Annotated in this window: 7 protein-coding genes; 2 read left to right on the top strand and 5 right to left on the bottom strand. The window is 67.4% G+C overall.

Going from position 1 to position 11,489, the window contains the following annotated elements; all coding sequences use genetic code 11:
* Together VF649_RS03105 and VF649_RS03100 are read left to right on the top strand one after the other, a co-directional pair.
* Complete coding sequence (locus VF649_RS03105; protein WP_331010496.1) at positions 1–1,008, top strand: N(4)-(beta-N-acetylglucosaminyl)-L-asparaginase; 1,008 nt, start codon at positions 1–3, stop codon at positions 1,006–1,008.
* Positions 1,009–1,194: 186 nt separating this feature from the next.
* Positions 1,195–2,424, top strand: a complete 1,230-nt coding sequence (locus VF649_RS03100; protein ID WP_331010495.1) for an ROK family transcriptional regulator — start codon at positions 1,195–1,197, stop codon at positions 2,422–2,424.
* Positions 2,425–2,464: 40 nt separating this feature from the next.
* On the opposite strand, the gene VF649_RS03095 is transcribed toward VF649_RS03100, so the two are convergent.
* The 5 genes from VF649_RS03095 to VF649_RS03075 are packed head-to-tail and all read right to left on the bottom strand — an operon-like array spanning position 2,465 to position 11,419.
* Positions 2,465–3,925 (bottom strand): carboxylesterase/lipase family protein, encoded by a 1,461-nt coding sequence (locus VF649_RS03095; protein WP_331010494.1) that lies wholly within the window; start codon positions 3,923–3,925, stop codon positions 2,465–2,467.
* Entirely contained in the window at positions 3,922–4,692 is a 771-nt protein-coding gene (locus tag VF649_RS03090) for a GDSL-type esterase/lipase family protein (RefSeq protein WP_331010493.1), read from the bottom strand. Before VF649_RS03090 ends, VF649_RS03095 begins: the two co-directional genes overlap by 4 nt.
* Entirely contained in the window at positions 4,689–6,020 is a 1,332-nt protein-coding gene (locus VF649_RS03085; RefSeq protein WP_331010492.1) for a sugar porter family MFS transporter, read from the bottom strand. The genes VF649_RS03090 and VF649_RS03085 overlap by 4 nt, the downstream gene beginning before the upstream one ends.
* Positions 6,017–7,984, bottom strand: coding sequence for a glycoside hydrolase family 97 protein (locus VF649_RS03080; protein ID WP_331010491.1), 1,968 nt, complete (start codon positions 7,982–7,984; stop codon positions 6,017–6,019). The genes VF649_RS03085 and VF649_RS03080 overlap by 4 nt, the downstream gene beginning before the upstream one ends.
* Before the next feature lie 15 nt (positions 7,985–7,999).
* Positions 8,000–11,419, bottom strand: coding sequence for a glycosyl hydrolase 2 galactose-binding domain-containing protein (locus tag VF649_RS03075; protein WP_331010490.1), 3,420 nt, complete (start codon positions 11,417–11,419; stop codon positions 8,000–8,002).
* Between the last annotated feature and the right edge of the window lie 70 nt (positions 11,420–11,489).

Raw genomic sequence — 11,489 nt, 5'->3', positions numbered from 1 at the left:
ATGACCGACCGGCGATCGATGCTCACGCGCATGGCGGCGATCGCCGGCAGCATGCCGTTTGCGGGGATGGCTCGCGGGGCGGCGGGCGGCAGCGCGGGCGGTACGATGATCCTGTCCACCTGGGATTTCGGCGCGGCGGCCAATGCGGCCGCCTTTGCCAGGATGCAGGCGGGCGGATCGTTGATCGACGCGGTCGAAGCGGGCGCGATGGTGCCGGAGGCCGATCCCGACAACCATTCGGTCGGCTATGGCGGCTATCCCGACCGGGACGGGCACGTCACGCTGGATGCTGTCATCATGGACGATGCCGGCGGCGTCGGCGCGGTCGCGGCACTGGAGGATACGGTGCATGCGATTTCGGTGGCGCGACGGGTGATGGAGACGACCCCGCACACCATGCTGGTGGGTGAAGGCGCTACCCGCTTCGCCCGCGCCGCAGGCTTTCCGTACCGCAACCTGCTGACGCCACCAGCCGAAAAGGCGTGGCGCGACTGGTTGCTGACCAGTCGATACCGTCCGGAAGCCAATGTCGAGAACCGGCTGCAGCATACGCCCGGCGGGGCGTTGGACCATGACACCATCGGCATCATCGCGCGCAATGCGGCCGGACGGCTGGCGGGAGCGTGCACCACGTCGGGCATGGCGTTCAAGATGCGCGGTCGGGTCGGGGATTCGCCGCAGGTCGGGTCCGGGCTGTTCATCGAGGCCGGCGTCGGGGCGGCGACATCGACCGGGCTGGGCGAGGAGGTGACCCGCGTCTGCGGCACGGCGCGCGTTGTGGCGTCGATGCGGGCCGGTGCATCGCCGCAGCAGGCGTGCGAGGACGTCGTCCGGCATATCGCGACGCTGCGCAAGGATGCGATCCGCGGCATCCAGGTTGGATTTCTGGCAATCGATCCCAAGGGCCGGATCGGCGCGTTCTGCCTGCTGCCGGGCTTTACCTATGCAGCGACGGACGACCAGGGCCGAACCACCGTCACGAAGGCGCGGTCGCTGTTCCTGCAATAATCCGGAATCGCCGGCGCCGGCCGTCCGAATTGCAGCGCCGGCAATCGGTAGCGGCCGCATGTGGCAGGATCATCGATGGACCGGCCGTGACAGAAGCGGCACCGCGCCATTGCCAGGCGCGGCGGGAGCGGCGATGGTTGTGGCCGAACCGGGGGAAACAGGAGCGTCATGGCGGTCAGGAGCATCTTGAACGGGAGCGACCCGCTCGTCCGCCCGGCGCTGTGCGAGCGCGGCGCGCGGCTGGGCGTCAGCCTGTCGGGCACCAATCTGGAACGGGCGGGGGATTATAACCAGCGCACGGTGTTGCAGGCGATCCGGGTCAGTGGGGAGATCAGCCGATCCGGGCTGGCCGCGATCACCGGACTGACCGCACCCACCATCGCCAACATCACCCGCCGCCTGCTGGACGCGGGGCTGATCAGCGATGCCGGACGGCGCCAGGGTGCGCGCGGGCAGCCGGCGTCACAACTGGTGATCAACCCTTCCGGTGCCTGCGCGATCGGGATCAACATCGATCGCGATCATATCACGATCGTGTCGCTGGACCTGGGCGGTACGGTGCTGACCCGCGCCACGTGCGAGGTGGCGTTCGCCATGCCCGACATGGTCGCGGCATGGCTGGCGGAGGAGGTCGCGCGGATCCGCGCATCCGGGCTGGTGGACGAGAACCGCATCCTGGGCGTGGGCGTGGCCATGCCCGACGATATCGGCCGGGTGGCGCTGCCCCACCGGCCACCGGGCTATGGCGTTTGGAACGATATCGATCTGCGCGGGCTGCTGGCCGGCGTGCTGCCATGGCCGATGCATATCGACAATGACGCGGCGGCGGCGGCGATCGGCGAGGCGCAGTTCGGGTCCGGCCTGTCGATGCCGAGCTTCTTCTACATTCTGGTCAGTGCCGGCCTGGGCGGCGGACTGGTGATCGATGGAAGCTATTTCCGCGGCGCGGGCGGGCGCAGCGGGGAAATCGGGTTCATGCCGGATATGACCCGGCGTGGGGCCGGGCGGGCGGTGCAGGAAACCGTTTCGCTGTCGGCGCTTTACGAACGGCTGGAGGCGGCCGGCTGTGCGGTGACAGGAGTCGAGGGACTGACCGCCGACGATCCCGTGCTGGCGGAGGTCGTGCGCGGATGGACCGAGGATGCGGCGCAATCGCTGATAGAGCCGCTGATCGCGGTCAATTGTCTGGTCGATCCGGCGGTGGTCCTGATCGGCGGGCGATTGCCGACGACGCTGACGGAGGCGTTGGTCCACCGGTTGAACGGCATGCTGGACGCCGCCGCGTTGCCGGGGATCGCACGCGTGCGCCGCGCGACGATGGCGGACGATGCACCGGCGGTGGGCGCGGCGATCCTGCCGTTCCTGCACCATGTCCTGCCGTCCGACGCAATCCTGATGCAGGCCCGCCGATCCTGACCGCCGGAAGGTCGGCGCCAAGGCACCCGGACGTGGCCGATCAGGGGGCTTCGCGCAAGCCGCAGGGGGTCGCGCGCAGGTCGTTGCCGGGCTGCGGACCGCCATTGACGAAGCCGAGATAGCTCTTCGTGGTCAGGTCATAGCGCTTCCAGGCGGGTAGACCCGCACCATTGGGATCGCCGGTCCGGGCGAAGTTCAGCCAATAGGCCTGCATTGGCGGTGCGCCGGGTTCCAGCTCGGTCGATCCTTGCAGGACGTAGCGAATTTCGCTGCCGTGTGTGACGGGCTTCGCATCCGGCGCGCTATAGTCGAACTGATAATGCCAGACCGGCTGACCCGCGCGGGTGCGCGCCGCGGCGATCACGGTGGTGGGACAGCGGAAGGTGATATCGTTCGACAGGATCAGGTCGAGATCGCCCAGGCGTGGATCGGCCACCGGGATCCCGTCCAGTCCATAGGCACGGCGCGCCGCCGGAACCGACGCGGCGGGAAATGCCTCCGTGATCGCGGTGCCGGCGCGGGCGACGCCGCCGTGCAGTGTCAGTTCGCGCGCGTTGCTGCCGACGATCAGCGGCGCCGGGTTGCCGCCCTTCGCCAGCGTCGCGGCCGGCGTTTCGGTGAGGACCCGACCATCGACGATCGCCTGCAACCAGATGAAACTCTTGTCAGCCAGGCCGGGTACCGCGACGCCCTCGGTCGCGGCCAGCAGCTGCGCGACCGGCAGATTGCGGAGCGCGGCTGCCGTTTGCGGGATGCCGGCCTTGGCGATGATCATCGTTCCGAGCGCCTCATTGTCCGCCAGGCTGCGCGGTGGCAGGCCGAAGCCGGGGGTGCCGCTTTCCTCGATCGCCTTGTGGAACAGCCCGCGCGAACCGGGACTGAGCAGGTGCAGGCCGATATCCATCGCGCCAGCGCTTTCCCCGAACAGCGTGACGTTGCCGGGATCGCCGCCGAACCGTGCGATGTTGGCCTGAACCCAGCGCAGCGCCGCCTGCTGATCCATCAGCCCGTAATTGCCGGACGTGCCGCCCGCCTCGTGGCTGAGCGCGGGGTGGGAGAGGAAGCCGAGCGCGCCCAGCCGGTACTGGATGCTGACCAGGACGACCCCCTGCCGCGTGATCCGCGACTGGATCGTACCCGCGCCGCCGCCGGCATAATTGCTGCCACCGTGGATCCAGACCATGACCGGCATCGGCCGGGCGGGCGCCGGATCGGGTGTCGCGACCTCCAGATACAGGCAATCCTCGCTCGCGAAGCCGGCGGCCTGACGGTTCCAACCGTGATCGACCTGGGGACAGGACGGTGCCGACCGCGTCGCGTCGCGCGGCGTCTTCCAGCGGGCGACCGGTTGCGGCGGTTTCCAGCGCAGTGCGCCGGTGGGCGGTGCGGCATAGGGAATGCCGCGGAACAGGTGACGGCCATCCTCCGTCACCTCGCCACGCACCGACCCTTGTCCGGTTGGCACGACCGAGGATGCAAGCGCGAGCGCGGCCAGGATCATCGCGCGATCACGGCCCGCGTCGGAGCGGGTTTGGCGAGGGCTGCCTTGAACGCGCGTTCCGCGACGGGCGCCATGACCGCATAGCCGGCGACGGTCGGGTGGACATGATCCGACGACAACCCTTCGCGCATGCCGAGCCCATCACCCTTCAGCGCGGTCCAGTAATCGGCATAGGTCGATCCGGTTGCCGCTGCATAGGCCCGCAGCCAGCCATTCATCGCCACGATCTTGTCCGCGGTTTGCAGGCCGGGGCGCCAGGGAAACTGGTCGGCCGGCGGGATCGAGGCAAGGATGACGCGGATCCCGTTCGCCTGCGCCAGTTCGGTCATCGCGCGGATATTCGCCCTGGTCTCGTACGGCGTCATCGGGCCGGTGTTGAAGGCGATGTCGTTGGTACCGGCCATGATCTGAACGACGGCCGGCTTCAGCGCGATCACGTCGGCGGGAAAGCGGACCAGCATCTGCGGCGTGGTCTGTCCCCCGATCCCGCGCCCGATCCGACCGGGAGTGAAGAAGCCGGGCACCATGTCGTACCAGCCCTGCGTGATCGAATCGCCCAGCAGCACGATTCGCGGCTGTCCCTTCACCGGCGGGGGCAGCGTGGCATTGGCGGCCTTGTAGCGGCCGAGCCAGGCCCAGTCGGTATGCAGCCGTTCCTCCCCCTCCTTCGCCCATTGCGCGCGCTGTTCGGGGGTCGGTTCGGCGGCGCGGACCGACACGGTCGCGGCCAGCGCCAGCGTGCAGAGCAGGAGAGGGGCGCGCTTCATCGGTGGGGCTCCAGCATGCGGGCGTGCATGTCTTCCAGACGGACGCCCTTGGTTTCGGGAAAGAACAGCGACACGACGATCACCTGAACCGCCATCATCGCGGCGAAGAACAGGAAGGGCGCGCCCGGCGACCAGGCCGATATCGCGGGAAAGGCGCTCGCCACCAGCGCGTTCAGCAGCCAGTGCGTACTGGCACCCAGGCCGCTGCCGCGCGCGCGAACCGATGTAGGGAAAATCTCGCTGAGATAGACCCAGATCACGGCGCCCTGGCTGGGTGCGAAGAAGGCGATGAAGCCGATCAGGGCCGGCAGCATCAGGCCCCGCGGCAGCAGGTGGAACAGCACCGCCGCCGCCGCCGCGAGACAGAAGGTCATTCCGGCCGCACCCGCGACCAGCAATGTCTTGCGCCCGATCCGGTCGATCAGCAGCATGCCGACGAAGGTGAAGATCAGGTTGGCGGTGCCGATCATGACTGCCTGCACATCCGGCGACAGGCTGCCGGCGTCGGCGAAGATATCGTTCAGATAATAGAGGATCGCGTTGATCCCGGCGAGCTGGTTGAACGCCGCCAGCGCGACGGCGAGCAGGATCGGCCGGCGATGTTTCGACCAGGACAGGCGTTCGTCGCGCGGGGCGGTGGCGATATCGGCCCGGATCGCCGCCATCTCCGCCGTGGCGGCGGCATTATCCATGCCGATCCGGGACAGGCTGTCGCGGGCCGCGGCTTCATCCCCCCGGATCGCCAGCCAGCGCGGGCTGTTGGGAATGCGGTACAGCAGCAGGCAGAACAGCAACGCCGGCAGCGCGGTCACGCCCAGTTTCCAGCGCCAGGCGACCATACCCAGATCGAACAGCCCGACGACGGCGTTGGAGAGATACGCGACCAGGATGCCCAGCACGATGTTGAACTGGAACAACCCGACCAGCAGACCGCGTCGCCGCGGCGGCGCAATTTCCGAGATATAGACGGGCGCCAGCACCGACGAGCCGCCGATGGCCAGCCCGCAGACGAACCGGAACAGGACGAACATGGTCCAGGTGCCCGCCAAAGCGGTGCCGATGCCGGCCAGCAGATAGAAGAAAGCGAGCACGCGGAGGGAATCGCGGCTTCCATAACGGTCGCCCGGTTTGCCGGCGAACAATGCGCCGACCAACGTTCCCCACAGCGCCGCGGATACGGTGATGCCCAGCCATTCCGGGCTGAGCGCGAACCGGCTGGTGAGATCGCCCGTCACGCCGGCAATGACCGCGGTGTCGAACCCGAACAGCAACCCGGCCAGCGCCGCGGTGGCGATGCTTTCGCCCAGCACCGACCGCCGGGGCGTCACCGCGTCGGCACCAGCCGGATCGCGCCGCCGCCCGACCCGGATAGCGTCAACCGCATGCTGTCGCCGGCCATCACCGACCTGCTGGTGGTGACGACATCGGTGGGCGTGGCGCCGTCCTGCCACGCGGTGGCGGTGAAACGCCCCTTGCCCAGGAAAGCCAACGGGACATCCACCGTGCGGGGGGCTTCGTTGGTCATCGCGCCGACATACCAGTCCCTGCCCGATCGCCGTGCCACGACAATCTGTTCCGCGATCGTGCCCGACAGGACGCGGGTCTCGTCCCACGTGGCGGGGACGGCACGGATGAAGTCCATGCCCTTCGCGTCGGCATAATTATCCGGGCTGTCCGATACGCCCATGAACGGACTGTCGAATACGACATACATGGCCAGCGCCTGACCGCGCGTCGTTTGTACCATCGGCGTCTGCGGTTCGATCCGGAAGGTGGACGGCGTCGCATTGCGGAATCCGCCGGGGGTGTAGTCATACGGCCCGGCCAGCCCGCGCGTGAACGGCAGCGTGAGATTGTGGCGCGCGGTGATCCGCCGCGTCCACTTGTTATATTCCGCGCCCATCACGCCTTCCTGCGTCAGATAGTGCGGCCAGGTGCGGATCGCGCCGGTCGGGTGATAGGCGCCGTGCAGATCGAGCATCAGGTGATTGTCGGCGGTCGCCTTCAGGATACGCTGATAATAGTCCACCATCTGCTGATCGTCGCGGTCCATGAAATCGACCTTGATCCCCTTGATCCCCAGCTTGCGATAGAGCGGCAGCGCCTGATCCATATTGCGGTCGAGCATCTGCCAATTGACCCACACCCACAACCCGACTTTGCGATTCGCCGCATATTTGACGAGGCCGGGCAGGTCGAGTTCGGGGATCCACCGGAGATTGTCCGCGCCCGGCAGCACCGCGCCGCCACCGCCGCTGTTCACATACCAGCCATCGTCGATCAGCATGTAGGGCAGCCCGTTGGCGGCCGCGAAATCGATATAGGCCCTGATAGTGGCGGTGTTCATGCCCGCGCCGCCGGGCATCGCCTTCAGCGTCGGCCCGTTCCACCAGTCCCAGGCGGTCTTGCCGGGCTTTACCCAGGAAAAGTCGGCGGTGGGCGCGGGATTCAGGCTGGTGAGAATGGTGGATTCGATCAGCCGCCCGGGCGTGTCGCCCAGCATGACGACGCGCCACGGCGTGATCAGATCGCGGTTGCGAAGATCGGCCTTCACCGCGACCTTCGGATCATCGATGCGCGGCGACAAGCGGGTCTGGAAGCCCAGTGCGCCGGTTTCGCGGCCGATCAGATAGGATCCCGCATAGTCCTTCAGATTGGCTTCGGTGATCGCGAAACTGGTGTCGCCGGCACCGGTGCGGCAGGTGACCGGTGTTTCGAACAGGTTGTGGACGCGGACCTGCGACGCCTTCACCGGATCATATTCGCCTTCATGGCTGGTATCGAAGCGCCCCAGATTGAGGCCCCAGCATTGATAATCGGCGGGAAAGGCAAATTCGGTGAGTTCACCGGCCAGCCGGAGATCGGCGAAAGCCGGCTGGCGCGGGAGCGTGTAGCGGAAGGCGGCACCGTCATCATAGGCGCGGAACACGATGTCGAGCCGACGGTGCGCGGCGCCCGTTTCCGCAAGGCTGAGCGTCAGTTCGTTATAATGATCGCGCGCGGTGGAGGTCTTGCCCGCGATCAGCCGATACCGCCGATCGGCCCCGGCACGCTTCGTACCCGTCACCGCCATGTCCGGCCCGAGCTTGGTATAGCGTTCGAAAGCGAGGCCGAGCGGGGACGGCGCGATCACCGTCCGCCCGCGGAACGCAACGCTGTACACCGGGCCGCGGGTCGCGTGATCCTGGCCGATCATGATGTCGACCGCCTGGTCGGGCGACCGCAGATGGATATCATCCGCCAGCGCCGGGGCCGCGGTGGCGAGCAGTGCAAGTGCGAGCAGGGATTTCATCGGGAGCGCTCCGCTTCAACGAACGACGACGCGGGAAGGCTTCACGTTCCAGCCGCGCAGCGTGACAGTGGTCCGGCCCTTTGCCGCGGCCTGGGGATAGCGGATCTCGATCTTCCGACGTTCGCCGGGCAGCAACGAGACATAGTTGTCGGAGAAATAGGCCGGCAAAACCTGCGACCCGTCGGCATTCATCACCGTCAGCTTGGTGGCGAGCGCCGCGACCGCACCGCCATTGGCCAGATCGATGGTGGTCGCCACTTCGTCGCCGTCGCGGCGACTGCTGGCGCGGGCGGTGACCGGCACCTGCGCCATCCGGGTCATGCCCTGGTACGCGGCATCATCCGCGCCCTGCCAATAGACATTCTGCGACAGGATCTTTCCGGTGGCATCGGTCACGTCGAGTGCGACCAGCACCATGCCCTGTGTCAGATGGGGCGCCAGATCGAGCGTGAAGGCGTCCGCGACCAGGCCGGCGCCGGCCGCTACGGTGGCACGCCGTTCGGCCAGGATGCGATTGTCGAGCCCGGTGACCTTCGCATACACCGTGGCACCGATCAGAGCGGGGCCGTTGTTCACCAGCACGACCTTGTAATCGGGCTGGTTCAGCTGAACATGAACGCGTTCGGACGCTTTCTTGGTGCCGTAAAAGGCGGCGTGGGTGTCATAGTCGGACGAGAAGATCTGCCACGCCGATGATGGCCAGGCGGGCTGGGTCATCCAGAGCATGCGCGCGCTGTTGGTGCGCCACAGGCCGGCGTTGAAGCCTTCGAAGATGGCGCGATAGGAGTCATACTCCATCATCTGCGCCTTGCGTTCGAAATCCGGGAGGCTGGTGCCCGCGCCATAGCGGGTGGCGAGCGCGTCCATATAGGATTTGACCGCGCCGTTCCCGGTCTGGTGCCAGTCATGATAGGCCCAGGCATCGCTGATCGGCCAGAGATCCGCCTTCGGCATGGCGCGCGTCCACGCCTCCAGCGTCGGAAAGCTGGGCGTGCCGAGTTCGACCGAGAAGCCCTTGGCATGTTCGGTGAAATAGGTGGATTCCGGCCGCCAGTTATACGGTCCGCTATTCTGCAGGTTCACGCGGTTGGACGATCCCATGTAGAGCCGTGTGCCGTCGTAGCGGTTGATGATCGTCTGCAGCGCTTCGTTCAGGATCGGTTGCGGCACGCCTTCGTTGCGGCCGAACCACACGACGATCGAGGGATGGTTGCGGAACCGCTTGACCACATCCTCCGCATTGGCGGTGAACAGCGGGACATCCTGCGTCTCGATATTATAATCCTGCGTCGATTCCCAGAAATCGTTCAGGATCATCAGGCCATGTTCGTCGGCCAGATCGTAGAACGTCTCCTCCGTATTCTGACCGACCCAGTTGCGGATGATGTTGAGGTTCGCATCCTGGTGCAACCGGAAGAAGGGCAGGAGGCGTTCGCGCTCCGTCCGCTTCATGAAGTCGTCCATGCCGATGTTGCCGCCGCGCGCCGCGATCCGGACGCCGTTGACCTTGATCAGCAGGTAGGGCGCGAGATCGGCATCGCCCGCGATCGGGGTGACCGCCGGCGAGGTTTCGGCACCCGGCACCAGCGAGGCGGCCCAGCCATTGGCGGTCTTGCGAATGCCCTGGTGCGTTCCGTCGACCACCTGCTGCCCCAGCGACCGTGCCTTCGACAGGTCGATCCCGACCCGGCGGAGCGCATCGTTTCGGTCCATCAGCGAGATTTCATAGGTCACCTGGCGCATGCCGAACCGCAGCGTTTTGGTGTCCGACACCGCGCCGCCGGCGGAGGTGGTCAGCGCCAGATCGTGCAGCGCCGGTGCGCCGTAGCCGTTCGGCCACCAGAGCCGGGGATTGCGGACGGCCAGTGCCGGAAACTCGGCGGGAGTCAGCATGACGTCCACCGTTCCGCCGGGTGCCAGCGCAACCGATTTGGTCACCGTGATGTCGTCGAACCGGGCGGTGACGGTAGCCGTCGTCGCCTGATCCGTCAGGTTGCGCACCGGGATCGTAATCTCGACATTGGCGACGCTGTTGTCGGGGTTCGGCAATGTCGTCACGACCTGGGCATCGCCCAGCGCAAGCGCGCCGGTCGCGATCAGATCGACCCCCTGCCACAGCCCGGTGTTGCGATCGCGGACCGACGGGATCCAGTCCCAGCCTTCCGACGCGACGAAGGTCGGGCCGTCCAGCATCTGCATTCCGCCGTTTTCGCCGACGCCGGATGTCAGCGACTCCTCATGCGCGATACCCGGATGCGGTGGGGGCGAGACCTTGACCGCAATGGCATTGCGGCCCGCGACCAGTTTGCCGGTGACGTCGAACTGACCGCGGATGAAGGCGCCCTTCATCGCGCCCAGCCGCCGTCCGTTCAGCCAGATTTCAGCGGCATAGTTCACGCCCTTGAAATTGAGCGCGAGATGCTTGCCGGCCGCGGTGGCGGGCACGTCGATCTCGGTCCGGTACCAGTAATCCTGCGTGTTGAGGCTTTCCGGGATCGACAGATTGTTGAGGCCGAACGCGGGATCGGCGTAGACGCCGCGATCCACCAGCGTGGTGAGCACGGTGCCGGGCACGGTCGCGACATACCATGCTTTGGCATCATAGCCGGGCCGCGACAGCGCGGCGCCGTCGGCCTGGACCTTCGGCGCCTCCGCCAGTCGCCAACCCGCGACGGTCCAGAGGCCCGGTGCCCGCTGCGCCAGCGCCGGTCCGCGGGGTTCGGGCCTGGCGACCGGCTTCGAATAGGGTGCGCGGCTTTGCGGGCGGGTCCAGGCATCCTGCGGCGTCACCTGCCCGGCCATCTGACGAACCTGCACGGGCCAGTCGGGGCTGGTCCGTTCGAACGCCGTGGTGGCCGCGTCCGGCCTTGGCACATCCCGCAGCGCGGCGGGGCTGAGCGCGGTGGGTGCCTGCTGGAAATCGGCGATGCGGCCGGCGAACACCGGTGCACCGGGTGATTGCGGCCCGATCTGCGCGATGGCCGGGACGGGATCGCCCGCGACCTTTCCGCGCGCGACCTCCGCACCATCCAGATAGAGCCGGACGCTATCCCCGTCGGCGACGGCGGCGATGTGGCGCCAGCGGCCCGGTGCCAGCCGCATGCGGGCGGCGACGGTGCCGGCGGGCGTCACCAGCGCGGGCGCGCCATCGACCAGCGCCAGATAGCGCCCGGTCGTGCCGTCGCCGAAACCCGCAATCCGGGCGGTTCCGGTCGGGATGGTGCGGGGTTCCACCCATGCCTGCATCGTCCAGGCGGCGGTAGCGGGCAACATCGCACCGTCGGGTCCGACAGGCTTGGCCAAGGGCGCGCCGCCGGCCGCGATGTCGGCATTATAGGGGCCGAACATGCCGGGTGCCTGCGCCAATGCGCCAGTGGCGAGCAGCGACATCGCGAGCAGCGAAACGCGGACACGGTTGATCGGGCGGATCATCATGCAGTCATCCCCTCATGAAGCCGGATCTGCGGCCGGGCTGTCACAGTCTTGATTCCATTCACCAAAGGCG

This window comes from Sphingomonas sp. (assembly GCF_036387535.1).
Classification (GTDB): domain Bacteria; phylum Pseudomonadota; class Alphaproteobacteria; order Sphingomonadales; family Sphingomonadaceae; genus Sphingomonas_R.
This window is presented reverse-complemented; position numbering and strand designations above follow the sequence as displayed.

Bases quoted from the DNA above. Each gene is read 5' to 3' on its own strand.
- VF649_RS03105 (WP_331010496.1), top strand. From the start codon at position 1: ATGACCGACCGGCGATCGATGCTCACGCGCATGGCGGCGATCGCCGGC.
- VF649_RS03095 (WP_331010494.1), bottom strand. From the start codon at position 3,925: ATGATCCTGGCCGCGCTCGCGCTTGCATCCTCGGTCGTGCCAACCGGA.
- VF649_RS03090 (WP_331010493.1), bottom strand. From the start codon at position 4,692: ATGAAGCGCGCCCCTCTCCTGCTCTGCACGCTGGCGCTGGCCGCGACC.
- VF649_RS03080 (WP_331010491.1), bottom strand. From the start codon at position 7,984: ATGAAATCCCTGCTCGCACTTGCACTGCTCGCCACCGCGGCCCCGGCG.
- VF649_RS03075 (WP_331010490.1), bottom strand. From the start codon at position 11,419: ATGATGATCCGCCCGATCAACCGTGTCCGCGTTTCGCTGCTCGCGATG.